The following is a 21868-nucleotide window of genomic DNA, read 5'->3' as shown; positions in this document are numbered from 1 at the left end:
TAATTCTATATCTACACTGAAAATTCTATCATAAAGGTAACTGTAAAACATAAGTAAATGATTACAAATTGGTGACATGGAATTCTATAAAAAAATGACGTATAATAGTAATGGAAAAAATAATAGTATTAAAAATTTGAGGAGGCCCATATGTCTTTATTAGATGTATTACAAGAGAAATTGTCAGGAAAAAATGTGAAAATTGTTTTACCTGAAGGAGAAGATGAACGCGTATTAACTGCGGCAACACAATTACAAAGTACAGATTATGTAACACCAGTTTTATTAGGTAATGAAGCAAATGTTAATGCGTTAGCTAAAGACAAAGGTTTAGATATTTCAAACTTAGAAATTATCGATCCTGAAACGAGTGATTTGAAACAAGAGTTAGTGACAGCTTTTGTTGAACGTCGTAAAGGGAAAGCAACTGAAGCCCAAGCTCAAGAAATGTTAAAAGACGTAAATTACTTTGGTACGATGCTAGTATATACTGGTAAAGCTGAAGGTTTAGTAAGTGGTGCTGCGCACTCTACAGGTGATACCGTTCGTCCAGCCCTACAAATTATAAAAACAAAACCAGGTGTAACTAAAACATCAGGTATATTCTTTATGATCAAAGGTGAAGAACAATATATCTTTGGTGATTGTGCGATTAATCCTACATTAGAAGCACAAGATTTAGCGGAAATTGCGGTAGAAAGTGCAAAATCTGCTCAAAGTTTTGGCATGTCTCCACGTGTAGCAATGTTAAGTTTTTCAACAAAAGGTTCTGCAAAATCGGATGATGTTGAAAAAGTTTCCAATGCGGTAGCGTTAGCACAAGAAAAGGTTGAAACTGATCAACTTAAAGATGTGGTTATTGATGGAGAATTCCAATTTGATGCAGCAATTGTACCTGAAGTTGCTAAGAAAAAGGCACCGGATGCACAAATTCAAGGCGATGCAAATGTATTTATTTTCCCAAGTTTAGAAGCTGGTAATATTGGATATAAAATCGCACAACGCCTTGGTGGTTATGATGCGGTAGGCCCGGTATTACAAGGTCTTAATTCACCAGTAAATGATTTATCTCGTGGTTGTTCAATAGAAGACGTGTATAATTTATCAATCATCACTGCTGCACAAACATTACAATAATGGATTTAGCAAGTAAGTACTTTAATAGTGCCACTTGGCGTTATGTAGATCATTCTTCTGGTTTAGCACCGATGCAGTCATTTGCATTTGACGATACTTTGTCAGAAAGTGTAGGCAAAAATTTATCAAGCAGTGTGGTACGTACTTGGATACATCAACATACAATTATTTTAGGTATCCATGATTCAAGATTACCGCACTTGCAAGATGGTATTCGCTATTTAACTGAAGAACGAGGGTATAATGCGATTGTGAGAAACTCGGGTGGTCTAGGTGTTGTATTAGACCAAGGTGTACTCAACATTTCACTTATTTTTAAAGGCAAGCATGATATTACAATTGATGAAGCATTTTCAGTCATGTACTTATTAGTGTCGAAAATGTTTGAAGACGATGATGTTGAAATTGAGACCTATGAGATTGAACAATCATATTGTCCAGGGAAATTTGATTTAAGTATAAATGGAAAGAAATTTGCCGGTATTTCGCAAAGACGTGTTCGAGGTGGCATAGCTGTCCAAGTATATCTATGCGTAGAAGGCGATGGCAGTGAACGCGCTGCATTGATGAAAGCATTTTATGAACGCGCATTACAAGGCGAGCGTACTAAATTTGAATACCCTGATATTGACCCTCAATGCATGGCATCTTTATCGCAATTATTAGGCAGAACATTAACAGTTCAAGATGTGATGTTCCAGTTACTATATGCGTTAAAAGATTTAGGCGCCAATTTGACGATGGAAGACATTACGGATGATGAGTGGCAACGATATGAAGGTTATTTTGACAAGATGATTGAACGCAATGCTAAAGTTAATCAAAAAATGGACGAATGAGACAAAGACTAGAAACGATACAATATAATGTATTCGTTTTTAGTCTTTTTATTTATAATTGTATAATGGAAAGATGACTATAATTTGTTGAATTATAGTAATTAAATAAGTAATATAGTGAAAGTATACGTTAAAAATCAAAAATAAATTAATAAAATAAAGTGAAGTTTTTGAATAATAGGTCATCGCGTTTTATAATAAATAAGTATTGTTTATAATTAGTAGCAGGTATTAACTTTTTGCTCATTCCGTTCAATTTTGATACAAATTAAAAAACTATGTCTCGAGACGTATGCCAATATATGAAATTTGTGAGATAATATACTTTGGTTTGTGTGAAAATCGATTGAGTTGTGTAAAAATGCACGTAATGGTTGCTTGATTAAAAATGAAAAGCATGAATACTATAGCGAAATGCTATTAAACACAAAATTTCCCGGGAAATGTTAAGATAACTAGGAATGAAATTGAGATTAATAAAAATCGCGGTGCAAAGCATATATTATTTAAATTTAAAGAAAATACTAAAGGTGATTGAAAATATGGCACAACAAGGTTATGGGGAAGCGAATGGCAAGGTGATTTTAATAGGTGAGCACGCGGTGACATTTGGAGAGCCTGCAATTGCGATTCCATTTACGACAGGGAGAGTGAGTGCATTAATTGAGTCTTTAAATGCATCAGAGTCTTCCTATATTAAAAGTGAAGTGTATGATGGTGAATTGGTTTACGCACCTGAACACTTAAAATCAGTAATAACGAGGTTTATTGATAAATATGATATTGTAACACCCATCAAAGTTTCTATAGATACGAACTTACCACCATCAAGAGGCCTAGGATCAAGTGCTGCAATGGCAGTCGCATTTGTACGTGCGAGTTTCGATTATATAAATAAACCCTTAACAGATGCGGTTTTGATAGAAGAAGCGAATTGGGCAGAACGTATTGCGCATGGCAAACCCAGTGGGATAGATACACAAACCATAGTATCTAACAAGCCAGTTTGGTTTCAAAAAGGAAAGGTTACTACATTAAAGCCTTTAGATTTAAATGGGTATATGGTTGTGATAGACACTGGTATTCGTGGTTCAACAAAACAAGCAGTAGAAGACGTACATAATTTATGTAAAGCAGATAGTGGATACCTTAGCTTTGTCGAACATATCGGCAAATTGGTACATGAGGCGCGAGATTCTATCGAACACCATAACTTTGAACAACTTGCTACGGTATTTAATTTGTGTCAAGAGAATTTAAGAACACTCACTGTTAGTCATGAAAAAATTGAGCAATTGTTAGAGGTTAGTAAAGAGCAAGGTGCTATAGCTGGTAAATTAACTGGAGGAGGTAGAGGCGGAAGTATGATTGTTCTAGCTTCTACTTTAGAAACGGCTGAAAAAATTGTGGAAAGTGCACAATCGTTAGGTGCACATCATACATGGATTGAATATTTAGGAGGTTAGTAAGGTGGTTAGTAGTGGCAAAGCACGTGCACATACAAATATTGCACTGATTAAATATTGGGGGAAAGCTGATGAAGCCTATATTATTCCAATGAATAATAGCTTGTCGGTAACATTAGATCGGTTTTATACAGAGACTAAAGTAACTTTTTCTGAACAATATACTAAAGATTTATTGATTTTAAATGGACAAACAGTAGATGATGCTGAAGCAACTAAAATTCGTCGTTTTATGGATATTGTTAGAGAACTGGGTAAAACATCTATGTATGCGCATATCGAAAGTGATAATTTCGTACCAACAGCTGCAGGTTTAGCCTCATCAGCAAGTGCTTATGCCGCATTAGCAGCAGCATGTAATGAAGCTTTAAAACTTGGATTAACGGGTAAAGCATTATCTAGACTTGCTCGAAGAGGATCAGGATCAGCTTCTAGAAGTATCTATGGCGGTTTTGTAGAGTGGGAAAAAGGTCATGATGATGCATCATCATATAGTTTCCCGATTGATGCAGATCACTGGGAAGATGATTTGTCAATGATATTTGTCGTGATCAATAATCAAACAAAAAAAGTTTCTAGTCGTGCTGGTATGTCACATACGCGTGATACATCTCGTTTTTACCAATACTGGTTAGATCATGTAGATGAAGACATAGCGTCAGTTAAGCATGCGATTAAAGACAAAGATTTTAAGTATTTAGGAGAAGTTATTGAAGAGAATGGCTTGAGGATGCATGCAACAAATTTAGGTTCACAGCCTCCTTTTACATATATGGTAGAAGATAGTTATTTAGCTATGGATATTGTACATCAATGTCGCGAAGCTGGTTACCCTTGTTATTTCACAATGGATGCAGGACCCAACGTTAAAATTTTAGTAGAAAAGAAAAATCAACAGGCAGTCATTGATGCACTAAAAAAATCATTTAATGATGATCAAATTATTGCAAGTGACATTACACGTACAGGTGTTGAAATTATTGAGTAAGGAAGAGATAACATGATTCAAGTAAAAGCGCCAGGTAAGCTCTATATTGCAGGTGAATATGCTGTTACTGAACCTGGGTATAAATCTGTGTTAATAGCTGTTAATAGATTTGTAACGGCTTCAATTGAAGACTCTAATGTTTCAGAAGGTACAATCCACTCAAAGACATTACATCATGAGCCAGTTACATTTCAAAGAGAAGAAGATAAGATAGTCTTATCTGATTTATATGCAGCAAAGCAATTAAAATACGTCATCACAGCTATAGAAGTTTTTGAGCAATTTGTGAGTAGTAATCACATTGACCTAAAACATTTTAATTTAACGATAGATAGTAATCTAGATGACGCAAATGGTCATAAATACGGTTTAGGTTCAAGTGCAGCAGTACTTGTATCTGTAGTAAAAGCTTTAAATGAATTTTATGAGATGCATTTATCAAATCTTTATATTTATAAACTTGCAGTGATTGCAAATATGAAATTGCAAAGTTTGAGTTCTTGTGGAGATATCGCAGTTAGTGTATACACAGGGTGGCTTGCTTATAGTACATTTGATCATGAGTGGGTTTCACAACAAATTGAAGATACCTCTGTCAACGAAGTACTAAATAAAAACTGGCCAGGTTTACATATTGAGCCACTACAACCACCAGAAAATATGGAAGTCTTAATTGGTTGGACAGGATCGCCTGCGTCTTCACATCACTTAGTGAGTGAAGTGAAACGTTTGAAATCTGACCCTACATTTTACGGGAAATTTTTAGAACGTTCACATGCTTGCGTAGAAAAATTAATTCATGCCTTTAAAACGAATCATATCAAAGGTGTACAGCAAATGATCCGGATGAATCGTGAAATTATTCAATCCATGGATAATGAGGCTACGATTGATATTGAAACTGCACATTTGAAAGTGTTATGCTCTGTAGCTGAAAAATATGGTGGTGCTGCTAAAACATCAGGCGCTGGTGGCGGTGACTGTGGTATCACAATCATTAATAATGAAGTTGATAAACAATCAATTTATAAAGAATGGCTAGAAAATGAAGTGAAACCGTTAGAGTTTAGTATCTATCATGGACAATAAGCTTAGGAAAAATAATTTTTAAATGTTGCGTTGTCTAATCCTAGCAAGGATGAGCAGGGATAATGCTTTAGTTGAGTTGAAACTCATATATAAGTTATACTATCGTAATAATAAATTGAGAAGCGACACGGCTGTGACAATTGATTTGTCCAGCCGATTTTTGATTGAATTATAAAAATCAGACAGAAAGTATATAGAAAAAAGTAGTATCACGAACGTGTAATGCTATGTTTTCATACACAACTTTTAGATCTTATGGGGCATAACTTGAAAAAAATTTAAAATAGAGTAAAATAATTAGAGTTGTAATTTATCGTTATAAATATCTTGGTGAGGCTTTGATAGGAAATTGAGCGCATATTTCACATAATTTATCAGGAAAATGAGTGAATCATTCACGTTTGGAAAGATGAGGGGATTGATTTTGCAAAATAAATTTTTAATCTGCGATGATTGTCAGGGCGTTAATTGTAAATCTTTACAGAAAAAACTGACAAAATTAGATCCTCATGCAGAAATAGAAATAGGTTGTCAATCGTATTGTGGTCCTGGTCGACGTAAAACTTTTGCATTTGTTAATAATCGCCCATTAGCAGCCTTAACTGAAGATGAGCTTATGGAAAAAATTGAAAAACAGTTGCAAAAACCTAGAGATCCTGAAGAGGAAGAGCGCCTTAGAAAACGCAATGAGGAACGTAAACGACGTAAAGAAGAACAAGATCGCAAACTGAAAGAAAAATTAGCTAAGAAGAAAAGTAAGTGAAAGACACTCAAGGTGGCACATATGAAATGATTGAATTGCACGATGCAGTTTAATCATTTTTGTGCTAATGAATATAAAAAACACTTTTGTTCATGCCGACATATTGTATGTGCATTGAGCAAAAGTGTTTTTTAATTTAATATATTATTGAAACTAGACCATTATATGTTATTAATGTTTAAAGTGCTGTGTAACCACCATCAATTGTGAAGACGCTACCTTGTGCAAATGAAGATGCGTCAGATGCAAGATATACAACGATACCACCGAGTTCATTTGGTGTGCCTGGTCTGCCCATAGGTGTGAATCCCATCCAGTCTTCAATCATTGCTCCACCTTGATCAAAGAAGGGTTTCGTAAGTTCTGTTTTCATATAACCCGGGGCAATTGTGTTTACTTTAATATTGTATTTTGACCATTCCATAGCTAAACTTTTCGTCAACATGATGACACCAGCTTTGGAAGCATTGTACGAACATTGTTCTTGAGGTTTATTAGCAATTAGTCCTGACATAGAGGATGTATTAATGATAGAACCATAGCCTTGTTTAATCATTACACGTCCAACGGATTGTGCAACTAAGAAAATGCCGTTCAGATTTAAATTTATAACTTTATTCCAATCTTCAAATGACATTTCTTCAGCTTTTGCATTAATCGTCATGCCAGCATTATTAACTAAAATATCAATTTTATTAAATTGTTTTGTAACTTCTTCGACCATTTGATTTACAGCATCTGGATTTGTAACATCTACTTTTAGAGCGATCGCTTCTACGCTTTCAGTTTCACGAATTTCTTGTGCAGTATCATTAGCTACCGCTTCATTAATGTCAGCGATAACGATGTTAGCACCAGCTTGTGCTAATGCAGTAGCCATGGCTTTGCCTAAGCCCATCGCACCCCCTGTTACAATTGCTACTTTTCCATCTAATTTAAATTGTTCTAATATATTTGTCATGTTAAAACTCCTGTCCTTTTTAATGATTTGGTTGGTTAACTTTCATAAAGAAAGTTAGTATAAATCCTATGAAATAAATAATTGCATATGTCCAAATAGTTAATACAGGACCTCCTATCGGTACGGTTAACGTTGCGATAGCTGGTCCGACAAAGTTGCTTAAGCCAGCAGATAAATTATGAATAGAAACCGCTGCCCCTTTATGATTTGGTTCTAAAATGGGGAAAATGGCTGACATCGGTACAAATGCCGCGACAGCAAAACCAAATACAATCGCTACTGCACCAGCAACCCAAATGTTGGGTCCAGTCGAGATTGGTAAATAGTAAAATGCTAATGTAGAAATCACCATTCCCATACAGCCAAACCACCGCACTTGTCGTACCCATCCGATTTTATCGCCAACCACACCCCAAAATAGGTTAGTAAAAATAGTTACGATATACATTAATCCCCAAATTCGCAACCATTCTGATGTAGTAAATCCTACGGTATCAGTGAATACGATTGGCATGATAACGACAAGACCAAACAAGGCTAATTGGTTAATGATTCTAACTACGCAAGCAATAGCAACTTGAGGATTTTTTAAAATGGTTATTCCTTTAGCGAATTCAAGTAATATCTCTTTGGGCGTTAATCTATCGGATTCTTTCTCAGAGCCTTTTCTATCTTTAACTAAAAACATGGCCATTAAACCACCGATTAAAATGAATATTATGGAAGACCATAATGTTCCCATAAATCCAATCCAAGGTATTGTAAAACTAGGTAGATAGGTTCCTAAAAACCCGATACCCACGGAATACATTGCCCAAAACCAGCCCATAGCTGAAGCTAGACGATGTTTTGGAGCTGAATACGTAATCCAGACGACGAAGCTATAGATAAACATCGGATAGGCAAAGCCTCTAATACCATACATAATTAACATCATTGGATAGCTATGTTGCTCTAACTCTAAAGTTAAAAAACCGATATGAAAAATAATCCAAATGATAAACGCAAATGCCATTATTTTTCTCGGGCTAAAAATTTCAGCCAAAATACCGGAAAGCCAAGATGCAACTGCTACAATAAGACCATAAAGTGTTAAGACTGCGGATGCTTGATGTGCTTCAAACCCAAGACTAACAATATATTTTGATAAAAAAGCTTGTTCAATACCATCACCAGTCATGAAAATAGCTACTGCGATATAACCCCAAATTAAAGTTAACGGTAAGCCTAAAAATTGCTTAGAGCTATCTGTACTTAGTGTATTCACAAAAATCTCTCCTAATCTTTAAATATGATTTCTAAAATGTTAATCGACTTTAAATATACTCATCTATCTGTCGTTGGAGAGGTAATAATGTTTTAAATTTTTGAATATAATTTCTAAAACTTTCAACATCTTGAGATTTAGGGTTTAAAGTGATTTGGTCAGTATTATCAAAAGCTTTAACGTTTAAGTAATTGGCCAAATTTGTATACTGATTTTCTAGTAAATAACGGGATAATATTGCGATACCCCATGCGCCACCTTCACTAGCAGTTTTCATAACACTGACTGGTGTTTCTAATGCTGCAGCTAAATAGGATTGTGCAACTTTGTCTGTTTTAAAAATACCACCGTGGCCTAGCATGCTATCAATTTGAATATCTTCATTTTCTTTTAATAAATCAATACCAATTTTCAAAGTACTAAAGGCACTAAAAATATGTGTTTTCATAAAGTTTTCAATATTGAATTCACTATCAACGTGACGTAGGAACATCGGATAACCTTGATTGACATCCGTTATGAATTCTCCGGAGATATAGCCATAAGATAATAATTTTCCTAAGTCTTCATCTCCATTAAAAGCGCTTTCAAATAACTTGGTAAAAAGTTCATTTTTATCATATTTTACATTCATGAGTTGGAAGACTTCTTCAAACAAATGAACCCAAGCATTGATATCAGATGTACAATTATTAGCATGTATCATCGCAACATCATAACCATCAGGTGTAGTTACAATGTCTACTTCAGGATAAACATAAGTAATCGGTTTCTCTAGTACAATCATTGAAAATATACTAGTTCCTGCAGAAACATTTCCGGTTTTTGGTGCTACGCTATTCGTTGCCACCATGCCTGTTGCAGCATCTGATTCTGGTGCACACATTGGACACCCTGGTTCCAGTTCACCATTTGGGTCGATGAGTTTAGCGCCTGTTTTTGTTAAGTAACCAGCAATTTCTCCAGCTACAATGACATTTGGTAACATATCGTTAATGTCTTGCGAGTAACCTAAATTTTGAAATAATGTATTAAAACGTTTTAATAGATCTTGACGGAATTGCTTACGTTCGCTGTCAACTGGGAACATACCAGATGCGTCTCCAATACCTAATACTTTTTTATCTGTTAAATACCAATGAACATAACCAGCTAGGGTAGTTAGATAACTAACTTGTTTGACATGTGCTTCGTCATCTATTGCTGATTGGAACAGCTGAGCGATGCTCCAGCGTTCTGGTATATTTACTTTAAAATCTTCGCGTAACAATTTTGCTGCTTTATTCGCATTGTTATTGCGCCAAGTTCTGAAAGGTACTAATAAATCATCATTGTCATCAAATGCTAAGTAACCATGCATCATACCACTAATTCCTAGAGAAGCTAAGGATTTAATTTGAACATGATAGTTATCCTTAATTGATTGTGACATTTCAGCATAACTTTTTTGAATGCCTACCCATACATCATTAATGGAATAAGTCCAATAACCATTTTCATATTTGTTCTCCCATTCAAAAGAACCTGTTGCAATTGTTTCGCAATTAGGTGCGATAGCAATGGTCTTTATACGCGTAGAGCCTAATTCAATGCCTACAGATAGTTGACCTGATTCAACCAAGTGCTTGATATCATCACTTTCCATTTTGTTGCTCCTTTACTTAAAAAATAATGTAAACGTTACCAAAAATGAATATTAATTTAAAAATTATGAAAAGTCAATTAAAGATTATTATACATTTAGTTCATATGATAAATTATAACTATAAATTAATAATATTATTTATATTTATTTATAGTTAGAAATTATTATTTATGTTATAGGTGTTGCATTGATTGTGTTATCATTCATTAGTATGAAGCGTATGATAAATAATAAGAATTTGAAATTTTAAAGTTATAGATTGATAAAAGGAGTTATGATATGAATTCATTTGCTAAAATTACTGCACAAGGTGCTTATGTACCGGAAAAAAGAATGGATAACCATGATTTCGAGAAGATTGTTGATACTTCTGATGAATGGATCCAACAAAGAACTGGGATTGTTGAAAGAAGAATTGTAGCTGAAGATGAATATACGAGTGATATCAGTTATAAAGCAGTGCTGGATTTGCAAGAGAAATATCAAGTGGAATTAAATGATGTTGATATGATTATCAATGCTACATTGACTCCAGATTATAAAACCCCAAGTGTCGCATCTTATGTGCAAGCGAAACTTGAATTGAAAAATGCAGGGGCCATTGATATTAATGCAGCTTGTGCAGGTTTTGCCTATGGTTTGAATATAGCTAATGGTCTGATTACATCTGGTCAAAATAAAAAAGTGCTAGTTATTGGCGCGGAAACACTATCACGAATTACAGATTACACAGACCGCAATACATGTATTTTGTTTGGTGATGGAGCAGGCGTATTTTTAGTAGAATATAGTGAAGATGAAACGAGCTTTATATCTAGTAGTTCTGGCTCAGACGGTGATAAAGGACATCATTTATATTGTTCAGAACTTTCTCATACTATGTTTGGCGAAGATTTACAAAATCCTGGTTATATTGTTCAAAATGGTCGTGGCGTATATAAATGGGCTGTCGGCAATGTTCCGAATATTATTGACAATACGTTACGTAACACGAATTATAAAAAAGAGGACATAGATTGGTTTGCACCACATAGTGCTAATGCCAGAATGATAGAATCAATATGTGAAAAGGCTAACCTCTCTAAAGATAAAGCGCTAATGAGTCTTCAATATTATGGTAATACGTCATCGGCTACGATTCCATTATCGATTGACTTAGCTGTCCAAGCGCATCAACTTAAAAAAGGTGACCTCATGCTATTAGTTGGGTTTGGTGGCGGCTTGTCATATGCGTCTACATTAATTAAATGGACACTTTAAAAATATATTACAATAATTAAATAAAAATGATTTGTAAGTAGGGTGTAACACGCATTGCATCCTACTTTTTTATGTGTATATCTCTGTAATTGATTTGTCCCAGTGCATTTATATTGTAGGTAGATGATTGAACTTAGGTAAATCATTTTATGTTTTTCAAATCAAGTCATCTTTGCAAAGGTGGATGACGAAATAATTTTAATAAAATTAGAATTCTGTCCTACGTCCCATTATGTCTAAATTTTTGAAAAGTAATTTTTAAGCATTTTACTTCAAGGTCTCATCAAAAACATGCTAAATTTTGAGTAGTGGTAGAAAAGTTATTCAGCAACTTAATATTGTTATGTCTCAACATTACGTGTTAAATCATATGTGTTCCGAACGAATTGTGCTAGCAATAGTTGAAACAATTGAATTACATGGCAATACTTTTTTAGAGAGGCAAGATAATTAAAATAGCGATGATTACTAATGAAGTTAAGTAATTTTTGTTATGTGCATAAATACGATATGTATAACATATTATTAAACTGAGTGAAAAAGGGTAGAGATATATTATATAGTATTCAGCAGTTCATGCGTTTGTTGATGGCATTGTCAAAGTATCTTTCGTAATGAAGGGATACAAAAACAATTTGAGCCAGAGATTCTATAAATATTTCAAAATTAGTATATAAGGAGTTGGATTGTTTTGACGAAAAAAGTTCAATTAGGAAAATCAAATGTAACGGTATCACCGATTGCTTTAGGTACAAATGCTGTTGGTGGACATAATTTTTATAATGATTTAGACGAAGAAAAAGGTAAAGAAACGGTTCGCACTGCTGTTAGAAATGGTATTACATTGTTAGATACAGCCTATATTTATGGTCCAGAACGTTCAGAAGAATTAGTAGGAGAAGCGGTTAAAGAATTTGCTAGAGACGAGTTTGCAATTGCCACAAAGGGTGCGCATTATTTTGATGAAGATGGTAATGTGAAAATGTCTAATGATCCAGCATTTCTTAAAGATCAAGTAGAAAAAAGCTTAAAACGTCTTCAAGTAGATTATATTGATTTGTATTATATTCATTTTCCAGATGATACTACGCCTAAAGATCAAGCAGTTGCTGCATTAAAAGATTTAAAAGATGAAGGTAAGATTAAAGCAATAGGAGTTTCTAATTTTACATTAGATCAACTAAAAGAAGCGAATAAAGACGGCTATGTTGATGTTGTGCAAATGGAATACAATTTATTAAATCGCGAAAATGAAGATGTGTTTGAATATACAAAAGAAAATCAAATTACATTTATTCCATATTTCCCTTTAGTTTCAGGTCTTTTAGCTGGCAAATACACTGAAAATACAAAATTTGATGATATTCGTGCTAAGAATCCAGAATTCCAAGGTGAAAAATTCAAAGAAAATTTAGAGAAAATTGATGAGTTGAGAGGTATTGCAGATAATCATAATGTAGATGTTGCACATATTGTGCTTGCATTCTATTTAACTCAGCCTTCATTGGATGTCGTGATTCCAGGCGCAAAGCAACCACATCAAGTCGTGGACAATTTAACAACTTTAGAGGTTAATTTAACTCAAGAAGAGATTGAAAAAATAAATCAACTATTTCCTAGAAAATAATAAATAAGTGAGTGGACTTATGTATAAGTTTTAGCTCAGGCATCACTGTGTACTTTTATTCATTCTAGTTATCATTTCCAGGTTGAGATGACGAAATTTTTAAAAGAAAATTAAGTTTCTATCCTATGCCCATTTTATAAAGTTTTTAAATTTTAGTTGAAATATATAAATATATATAAATTTTCCTACAAATCATTTAATGCTATAATATACTATTGTAAACGCATGTTATATTTATGAACTTTTGTGTAAAATTATTAAGATATCTCTAATGGAATATTTTAATATATGAAAAGGAGATTATTATGATTACAGTTTTGTTCGGGGGCAGTCGTCCGGAGGGAAACACTGCTCGATTGACTAAAATGGCCTTATCAGGACATGACTACAAATGGTTTGATTTAACTCAGTACCAATTGAATCCAGTGAGAGATGTGAGACATGATGGGACAACGATTGATACTTATGAAGATGATTATAAAAAAATGATAGATCAAGTGTTAGCCAGTGATACAATTGTTTTTGCATCACCCGTGTATTGGTATAGTATATCAGCCTCTTTGAAAGCATTCATTGATCATTGGTCTGAAACTTTAATGGATCCTAATTATAAGGATTTTAAGGCAAAAATGGCTGAAAAAGATTTTAGACTCATTATTGTCGGCGGAGATTTTCCAAAAGTAAAAGCGAAGCCATGTATCACTCAAATCAAGTATAGCTTAGAGTTTTTAGGTGCTACGCTATCTGGTTATATTATTGGAACTGCTGAAAAACCAGGAGATATTGATAAAGATTCGTATGCATTAAACCGCGCACGAGAATGGCAAGATACATTAAATAAGTAATATTTAGAGATAGTTTGGACAATGTTATCTATTGTCCAAGCTATTTTCATATGAATAGATTAAGTATTTTGAACACTAAAATTATGTTATAATATGAGTATTATTACCTACTATAAATAGGGGGAACCAACATGCACAAAGTTAGGAAAGCAGCGCCAGAAGATGTTGTAGGCATCAGAGATGTAGCAACAAAAGCTTGGTATAATACTTATTTAAATATCTATGCAGCTAAAACTGTAAATGAATTATTGGCTGCTTCATATAATGAACAACATTTACTTAAAAGGTTAGAAGAACAATTATTTTTAGTCATCGAAGAGGATGATCAGATCATTGGTTTTGCTAACTTTATATATGGCACTGAATTATTCTTATCAGCCCATTACGTGAGACCTTCGTGGCAACATCATGGATATGGTTCTGATTTACTGAAAGAAGGCTTGGCATATTTCCAAAATGAATATGATGAAGTATTTTTAGAAGTGGATAATAAGAATGATGAAGCGGTAGCTTTTTATGAACAAAAAGGGTTTGAGCGTGTGCGCTCGTATATGCACGTGATGTATGGGGAAGAAATGGATTTAGCATTGATGCGTAAAACTTTATCATAGATGCACATTAACAAGGTATGAATAGGAGGACGACATTGACTTTTACAACTTATGCTACACAAAAGTTACCTGAAGAAAAAGTATTTAAAGACCCCATTCATAGATATATTCATGTAAGAGACCAAGTGATTTGGGATTTGATTAAAACGAAAGAATTTCAACGTTTACGACGTATAAAGCAATTGGGTACATTATACTTATCATTTCATACCGCTGAACACAGTAGATTTGGACATTCATTAGGTGTATATGAGATTGTTCGAAGATTAATTGATGACTCGTTTGACGGTCGTGAAGCATGGAATAATGATGATCGTCCACTTGCACTATGTGCCGCATTATTACACGACTTAGGTCATGGACCATTTTCACATAGCTTCGAGAAGATTTTTAATACAGATCATGAACAATTTACGCAAAAAATTATTACTGGCCCGACAGAAGTAAATCGTGTATTACGACGTGTTTCTGAAGATTTTCCACAGCAAGTAGCTGATGTTATTAATAAAACACATGAAAATAAATTGGTCATCTCTATGATTTCTTCACAAATAGATGCTGATAGAATGGATTACTTGCAACGTGATGCATATTTTACGGGTGTTACGTATGGGCAATTTGATATGGAACGTATTTTGAGATTGATGCGACCTTCAAAAGATGAAGTACTTATTAAAGAAAGTGGTATGCATGCAGTAGAGAACTTCATTATGAGTCGTTACCAAATGTATTGGCAAGTTTACTTCCATCCAGTTAGTCGAGGTGGAGAAGTGTTGCTTAATAATTGTTTGAAACGAGCAAAGCAACTTTATAATGAAGGGTACACTTTTAAAAAATATCCTGCCGATTTTATACCGTTCTTTGAAGAATCTATGACGATTGAACAGTATGTAGATTTAGATGAAGCGGTTGTAGTTTATTACTTAAAAGCATGGATTAATGAAGATGACGCTATATTAAGTGATTTATCTCGTAGATTTATTAATCGGGATTTGTTTAAATATATGCCATTTGATGGTTCTATTATTACAATTACAGAATTAACAGATTTGTTTATACAGGCAGGTATAGATCCGAATTATTACTTTGTAAGTGAATCCTTTTCTGATTTACCTTATGATTATGACCGTCCAGGATCAGACAGACAGCCGATTCATTTGTTGAGACGTAATGGTAAAATAAGAGAAATTAGTAGTCAATCCTTAGTTATTCATAGTATAACTGGCATTAACAGACAAGATTATAAATTATATTATCCAAAAGAATTTATTTCTGATATAGAAGATGACCAAGTTAGAAATGCAATTAATAGTATATTAGATGAATTAAATTAAGCACTTAAAAATTGATGACTTTTATCACTTTGTTAAATATGGCAAAATTTTAATATAGACAACTTATGTAGGATTGTAATTTAACAATTGCAGCGCTACTTGTTTTAATAATGGAGGTGGAAGCTGATGGCTGAAAATAAGGGATTTAAATTCAATATTATTAAAAATGATCCGTTGGATGGTCACAAAGGTACCAATATTGGTTCTATAAGTTTAGATAACGTAGCACCAGTGTTTATCGATGTTGCAAACGAAGAGGCATTTATTGATATTGCAGGCATGCATGCGCGTTCTAGTGTTGAAAAAGGTGTCAAATGGATTAAAGATAAGGCGACCGTTGAAGGTGAAGAGGCGAAAGAATATTGGTTGTGTTGGGTTACAACAGAACGTGGTGAAAATGGACCCTACTATGCCGGACTAACAGCATGCTATTTATTAGTAAATAGAAGTATTCGTAGAGGTTACAAAAGTATGCCTGAACATGTAAATATGATGGATAAATCAATGAAACATAATATTGAAATCGATCAAATAGGTGACCAAAATAAAAAAATATTAGCAGCGTTTCTTAAATCGCATGATATAGATATGTGGAATAACTCTGATGCTTCATTGCATGAAGCTTTAGAAACAGTATAATATCATTGGTTTTTAAGAGTTCAACGATATTAAACGAAGAACATAAGAACATCGGTATTTAAATGCATGTAACGTATGCATTGGGATATTTGCGTCATTTGAAAAGAGTAGAAATACGAAATCAGATTTTGATTTTGTTTTTTCTACTTTTTTTATGTGTGATTTTTGAATATTGTGAAGGTGTTGTAAACGAACTTTGAAAATGGAGATTATTGAATTTAAATTAATTTAGCAACTGTTTTGCATATTTCAAGTATGCTATAATGGTTTGTATTATTTTAAAGATTAGGGTGAAACTTACATTGGAGAACAATGTTGAAATCCAAACGAAACAAGTGGTTAAACAATTCGATAACAAGGAAAAATTCTCATTGTCTACTACAGGATCTTGGCAAAAACGTAAAGCCGATTTTATTCGTTATCAAGAAGAGATAGACGGAGCAATCGTTAATGTGACAGTTAAAATTGAAACTTCAGGAGTAAAGATTATCCGCAATGGTGATATTAAGTTAAACCTTCATTTTGTAGAAGGTGAGGAAACGATTACTTTGTATGAAATTAGTGGCGGTCGTATACCATTAACCGTTTATACACATTCTATTTTACATTTTGTAAATGATAATGGTGGAAAATTGAAAGTGCATTATGATTTAATTCAAGATGAAGAGAAGATGGGATCTTATCAATATGAAATTACTTACAAGGAGATGCCGTAAATGAACATAATCGAACAAGTCAAACAAAAGTTGGTTGAAGAAATTAAGAAAAGTATTCAACAAGCACAACTTGCCGACGTGAATGAAATACCTGAAATTAAAATCGAAATACCAAAAGACAATAAAAATGGTGACTATTCAACAAATATAGCAATGGTCTTAACAAAAATAGCGAAACGTAATCCACGCGAAATCGCAACAGCAATTGTTGAAAATTTGGATACAACGGCTGCACAAGTTGAAAAAGTTGATATCGCAGGACCTGGTTTTATCAATTTTTATTTAGATAGTGCTTATTTGACTGCGATTATTACTGAAGCAATCAATAATGGTGATCAATTTGGTCATAAAAAAGTTAAAAATGGTGAAAATATTTTATTAGAATATGTATCGGCTAATCCTACAGGTGATTTACATATAGGTCATGCCCGTAATGCCGCAGTTGGCGATACGTTGGCCAATATATTAGAAGCGGCTGGTTATAATGTCACAAGAGAATATTATATTAATGATGCTGGTAATCAAATTACCAATTTAGCTCGTTCAATAGAAGCACGTTATTTTGAAGCGCTTGGTGATGATTCTTTTGAAATGCCAGAAGGTGGCTATCACGGAAAAGATATCATCAATATTGGTAAAGATTTGGCAGAGAAACAACCGGAAATAAAGGATTTAGACGAAGAAGCACGTATTAAAACATTCAGACAACTTGGCGTCGATTACGAAATGCAAAAACTAAGAAAAGACTTAGCTGATTTTAATACACATTATGATAATTGGTTTAGCGAAACAACGCTTTATGAATCTGGTGAAATCAAACAAGTACTTAATAAAATGACTGAACTTGGTTATACTTATGAAGAAGATGGTGCAACATGGTTACGTACAACCGATTTCTCGGATGACAAAGATCGTGTATTGATTAAAAAAGATGGTAATTATACTTACTTTTTACCAGATATTGCATACCATTTTGATAAAATTGAACGTGGTAACGATATATTAATAAACTTATTTGGTGCAGATCACCATGGCTATATACAGCGTTTGAAAGCATCAATGGAAACATTTGGTGTTGATAGCGAGCGTCTTGAAATTCAAATTATGCAAATGGTCCGCTTAATGCAGGACGGTCAAGAAGTGAAAATGAGTAAACGTACTGGAAATGCAATTACTTTACGTGAAATTATGGATGAAGTAGGCGTGGATGCCGCGAGATATTTCTTAACGATGCGCAGTCCTGATACGCATTTTGATTTTGATATGGAATTAGCAAAGCAAGAATCACAAGATAATCCGGTATATTATGCACAATATGCACATGCACGTATTTGTTCAATTTTAAAACAAGCTAAAGAAAAAGGTATTGAACCTTCAACTGACGCAGACTATTCGTTTATCACAAACGATAAAGCGACTGAGCTTATGAAAAAAATTGCTGAATTTGAACCAACGATTGAAAGTGCCGCAACACACAGAGCACCACATAGAATTACAAACTATATTCAAGATTTGGCAGCACATTTCCATAAGTTTTACAATGATGAAAAAGTTTTAACAGATGATTTAGAAAAAACAAAAGCGTTGATTGCATTAATTGATGCAGTGAGAATTACATTACATAATGCATTAAACCTTGTTGGCGTAACAGCGCCAGAGTCAATGTAATTATTATGTAATTAAAGTAGTCCTTTATTTAAGAGCAAGTTTAGGTTTGTTAATCATAGTTTGATGCATTTCCGTCAGTACTATCACCAAACCTTACTTGCTCTTTTTTGATATTGGTTACTTCATCGTGATCACTGGGAGGGTAATGCTAACATGTTAGATATTCAGTCGCTATATAAATTATTATCTTCACATATGGGGTCACAACATTGGTGGCCTGCTGAGTCTAAAATCGAAGTGATATTAGGAGCGATTTTAGTACAAAATACCAATTGGAGAAATGCTGCTTATGCGCTTGAACAATTAAAGGTGAAGACTGAATTTGATCCAGAGCAGATGCTAAATTTGAATTTGGAATCTTTGCAAATGCTTATAAAATCAAGCGGATTTTATAAAAATAAAGCTAAAACGATTTTGAATATACTTGCCTGGTTGAAACGTTTTGATTTTGATTATCAAGCTGTAAGATCATATTATCAACTTCAATTGCGTAATGCTTTATTAGAAATCAAAGGTATTGGTAGTGAAACGGCAGATGTGTGTTTAGTTTATATTTTTGAAGAAGTTGTCTTTATTCCAGATAGTTATACTAGAAGAATTTTTAAAAAACTAGGCTATACCAACACAGAAAGTTATGAGAAATTGAAGCGACATATTGAACTTCCTGAAACATTTACTAATGCAGATGCTAATGAATTTCATGCGTTATTAGATAATTTTGGGAAAAATTACTTTAATGGAAAAAATGAAAACAAGTATACATTTTTAGATCCTTATTTTGAAAATTAAATTTCATAAAATAGACTTAACGATTGAGATGAGAGTTTGGTAATATAGAATAAAATAACTATTAGGAGATTAAGGTATGAAGAAATGGAATAAATTATTATGTTTGTTACTTGTTTTTGTAGTAGTCTTAACTGCTTGTGGTACGAAGTCAGACCAAAAGCATGATGAAGGGCAATCTGAGGGTCACACTTATAAACGTATTATTTCTCTAATGCCTAGTAATACGGAAATTTTATATGAACTCGGTTTGGGTGACGATGTGATAGGCGTATCAACTGTAGATGATTATCCTAAAGAAGTAAAAGATAAGAAACAATTTGATGCGATGAAACTTAATAAAGAGTCATTGATGAAAGCCAAACCAGATTTAATATTGGCACATGAATCTCAAAAAGCGACGAATGATAAAGTACTTAAAGGATTAAAAGATAGTGGTGTGAAAGTTGTTTATGTGAAAGATGCACAATCTATTGATGAAATGTATGAATCATTTATGCAAATTGGTAAGGTAACGCATAAAGAAAAAGCAGCCAAAAAACTCGTTAAAGAAACAAAACAAAATATCGAAAACGTAAAAAAATCAGTGCCTAATGATGTAAAAGGGCAAAAAGTTTTCATGGAAATTTCATCTGAACCAGAAATATACACTGCAGGTAAAGAAACATTTTTTGATGATATGCTGACACAATTAAAAGCAGAAAACAGTTTTTCTAATTTAAAAGGTTGGCAGAAGGTGAGTAAAGAAGATATTATTAAGCAAAATCCAGATTTGATGATATCAACAATGGGTATTTCATCATCTGAATATCAAAAAATGATTAACAAACGTGGTGGTTTTAATCAAATTAAAGCGGTACAGCACAATAAAGTTAAAGCTGTTAATGGTGATGAAATATCAAGACCAGGTCCACGTATAGATGATGGATTGAAAAAATTGAAAGAAGCTATTTATGAATAGTAATTTACTAAAACACAAAGATAGATTAGCCTAGGAACTAAATAGCTTTCGCTAACAAATAAACGTCAATTGCTATAGAAATGATATAGAATTGACGTTTTCTTTATGAATTTCTTATCATGTGATATTTACTTTTAGCATAAAAATATATACCATTTTAATAACGAACAATAAATATTTTTATCATTCAATATAACTGAACGATTTTATTGAAAGCGTGGCAAAGACATGAAATATAATAAAGCACTTATTATTTGTATCGTCCTACTCATTATCAGTATGCTACTAAGCATGCTTTGGAATATCGGTAATATTAATGAAGCATTGTCACAATCTATATTATTTCAAGTTAGAGTGCCTAGAACACTTCAAGCATTATTAGCAGGTATTGGTTTAACATTAGCAGGTCATATGTTTCAGACGCTATTAAATAACCCATTAGCCGACAGCTTTACATTAGGTTTAGCAAGTGGGGCAACTTTTGGTTCTGGTATAGCTGTAGTATTAGGGTTATCGTTTTTATGGTTACCAGTTTTTTCTGTTATTTTTAGTGTTATAACATTAATTACAGTGATCTCACTTACTACTGCTATGTCTAAAGGCTATCCGATAAGGACACTCATCTTATCCGGTATTATGATAGGTGCATTGTTTAATGCATTTCTTTATGTATTGATTATTTTTAATCAACAGAAGATGAATAATATTGTGAATTATATGTTTGGCGGTTTCTCATCTGCAGAGTATAACGAGGTAATATATATAGGTATTACGTTATTCATCGGTATTATTGTATTATGTAGTTTAATACCAAAAATTAAGATATTACAGCTAGGCCATTTGAAAGGAACATCTTTAGGTTTAAATGTACAATCATTAACATATTGCGTGTTATTAATTGCTTCATTGATTACTGCAGTAATTGTCGCATATGTAGGCATCATTGGTTTTATAGGTATGATTATTCCACAGCTTGTACGACGTCAGGGTCAGCAGTTCAATCTTGGACAACAAATGGTACTAAATATGTTTATAGGTGGTATAGTGATGGTAATGTCGGATTGGTTAGGAAGTATATTGTTAAGCCCATTTGAAATTCCTGCTAGTATTATTTTAGCATTATTAGGCATACCAGTACTATTTTACATCATGATCACTCAGACACGGAGCATAGAATAAACTTAAGGATTACTATCGTCTCGAGATGGTTTATACGATATAATGATATTTATTAATTAAGGTTAAGTAAAAGGTAAACCTAAGATT

Annotated in this window: 20 protein-coding genes; 17 read left to right on the top strand and 3 right to left on the bottom strand. The window is 33.3% G+C overall.

The genetic code is table 11. The annotated features are described in order from the left end of the window. Positions 1-150: 150 nt before the first annotated feature. The 6 genes from pta to HMPREF2586_RS07910 all read left to right on the top strand — a co-directional run bounded on the left by pta (position 151) and on the right by HMPREF2586_RS07910 (position 6282). Complete coding sequence (gene pta, locus HMPREF2586_RS07935) at positions 151-1137, top strand: phosphate acetyltransferase (RefSeq protein ID WP_046207276.1); 987 nt, start codon at positions 151-153, stop codon at positions 1135-1137. Next, a complete protein-coding gene (locus HMPREF2586_RS07930) occupies positions 1137-1976 on the top strand; it encodes a lipoate--protein ligase family protein (RefSeq protein WP_070038936.1) in 840 nt (279 codons plus the stop codon). The genes pta and HMPREF2586_RS07930 overlap by 1 nt, the downstream gene beginning before the upstream one ends. A 542-nt stretch (positions 1977-2518) precedes the next feature. Continuing rightward, a complete protein-coding gene (mvk, locus tag HMPREF2586_RS07925) occupies positions 2519-3442 on the top strand; it encodes a mevalonate kinase (protein ID WP_070038939.1) in 924 nt (307 codons plus the stop codon). 4 nt (positions 3443-3446) lie between these two features. Next, entirely contained in the window at positions 3447-4430 is a 984-nt protein-coding gene (gene mvaD, locus HMPREF2586_RS07920) for a diphosphomevalonate decarboxylase (RefSeq protein WP_046207279.1), read from the top strand. A gap of 12 nt (positions 4431-4442) precedes the next feature. Then, positions 4443-5519: a phosphomevalonate kinase gene (locus tag HMPREF2586_RS07915; RefSeq protein ID WP_070657566.1), complete on the top strand. Its 1077-nt coding sequence runs from the start codon at positions 4443-4445 to the stop codon at positions 5517-5519. Positions 5520-5943: 424 nt separating this feature from the next. After that, positions 5944-6282, top strand: coding sequence for a YuzB family protein (locus tag HMPREF2586_RS07910; protein WP_064209587.1), 339 nt, complete (start codon positions 5944-5946; stop codon positions 6280-6282). A gap of 178 nt (positions 6283-6460) precedes the next feature. Here the strand turns inward: HMPREF2586_RS07910 and HMPREF2586_RS07905 are convergent, their stop codons facing one another. From HMPREF2586_RS07905 to HMPREF2586_RS07895, 3 genes are read right to left on the bottom strand one after another with little or no spacing between them, the layout of a single operon-like run. Further along, positions 6461-7243 (bottom strand): SDR family NAD(P)-dependent oxidoreductase, encoded by a 783-nt coding sequence (locus tag HMPREF2586_RS07905; RefSeq protein WP_046207282.1) that lies wholly within the window; start codon positions 7241-7243, stop codon positions 6461-6463. A gap of 19 nt (positions 7244-7262) precedes the next feature. Further along, a complete protein-coding gene (locus tag HMPREF2586_RS07900; protein ID WP_070812708.1) occupies positions 7263-8510 on the bottom strand; it encodes an MFS transporter in 1248 nt (415 codons plus the stop codon). 49 nt (positions 8511-8559) lie between these two features. Next, positions 8560-10155: a xylulokinase gene (locus HMPREF2586_RS07895; protein ID WP_070657568.1), complete on the bottom strand. Its 1596-nt coding sequence runs from the start codon at positions 10153-10155 to the stop codon at positions 8560-8562. A gap of 279 nt (positions 10156-10434) precedes the next feature. Between HMPREF2586_RS07895 and HMPREF2586_RS07890 the strand changes: the two genes are divergently transcribed. The 11 genes from HMPREF2586_RS07890 (at position 10435) to HMPREF2586_RS07840 (ending at position 21781) form a co-directional block, all read left to right on the top strand. Further along, positions 10435-11415: a ketoacyl-ACP synthase III gene (locus HMPREF2586_RS07890; RefSeq protein WP_070657570.1), complete on the top strand. Its 981-nt coding sequence runs from the start codon at positions 10435-10437 to the stop codon at positions 11413-11415. A gap of 691 nt (positions 11416-12106) precedes the next feature. After that, positions 12107-13042: an aldo/keto reductase gene (locus tag HMPREF2586_RS07885; protein ID WP_070657572.1), complete on the top strand. Its 936-nt coding sequence runs from the start codon at positions 12107-12109 to the stop codon at positions 13040-13042. 305 nt (positions 13043-13347) lie between these two features. Then, entirely contained in the window at positions 13348-13887 is a 540-nt protein-coding gene (locus HMPREF2586_RS07880) for a flavodoxin family protein (RefSeq protein WP_070038947.1), read from the top strand. Between the two features lie 131 nt (positions 13888-14018). Then, complete coding sequence (locus tag HMPREF2586_RS07875) at positions 14019-14498, top strand: GNAT family N-acetyltransferase (protein ID WP_064209583.1); 480 nt, start codon at positions 14019-14021, stop codon at positions 14496-14498. A gap of 17 nt (positions 14499-14515) precedes the next feature. Next, positions 14516-15832, top strand: a complete 1317-nt coding sequence (locus tag HMPREF2586_RS07870) for an HD domain-containing protein (protein WP_174894800.1) — start codon at positions 14516-14518, stop codon at positions 15830-15832. Between the two features lie 126 nt (positions 15833-15958). Further along, positions 15959-16471 (top strand): YwhD family protein, encoded by a 513-nt coding sequence (locus HMPREF2586_RS07865; protein ID WP_046207290.1) that lies wholly within the window; start codon positions 15959-15961, stop codon positions 16469-16471. 302 nt (positions 16472-16773) lie between these two features. Continuing rightward, positions 16774-17187, top strand: coding sequence for a YwiB family protein (locus HMPREF2586_RS07860; RefSeq protein WP_070657574.1), 414 nt, complete (start codon positions 16774-16776; stop codon positions 17185-17187). Next, a complete protein-coding gene (gene argS, locus HMPREF2586_RS07855; protein ID WP_070657576.1) occupies positions 17188-18855 on the top strand; it encodes an arginine--tRNA ligase in 1668 nt (555 codons plus the stop codon). It abuts the gene before it with no gap. A gap of 153 nt (positions 18856-19008) precedes the next feature. Further along, complete coding sequence (locus tag HMPREF2586_RS07850; RefSeq protein ID WP_046207293.1) at positions 19009-19644, top strand: endonuclease III domain-containing protein; 636 nt, start codon at positions 19009-19011, stop codon at positions 19642-19644. A 76-nt stretch (positions 19645-19720) separates the two neighbouring features. Further along, entirely contained in the window at positions 19721-20602 is an 882-nt protein-coding gene (locus HMPREF2586_RS07845) for an ABC transporter substrate-binding protein (protein WP_046207294.1), read from the top strand. 228 nt (positions 20603-20830) lie between these two features. Next, a complete protein-coding gene (locus tag HMPREF2586_RS07840) occupies positions 20831-21781 on the top strand; it encodes a FecCD family ABC transporter permease (protein WP_070657579.1) in 951 nt (316 codons plus the stop codon). Positions 21782-21868: the final 87 nt, after the last annotated feature.

Source organism: Staphylococcus sp. HMSC034G07 (assembly GCF_001835975.1).
Taxonomy (GTDB): domain Bacteria; phylum Bacillota; class Bacilli; order Staphylococcales; family Staphylococcaceae; genus Staphylococcus; species Staphylococcus ureilyticus.
Note: the sequence above shows the minus strand (reverse complement) of the source record. Positions and strands in the feature narration are given on the sequence as shown.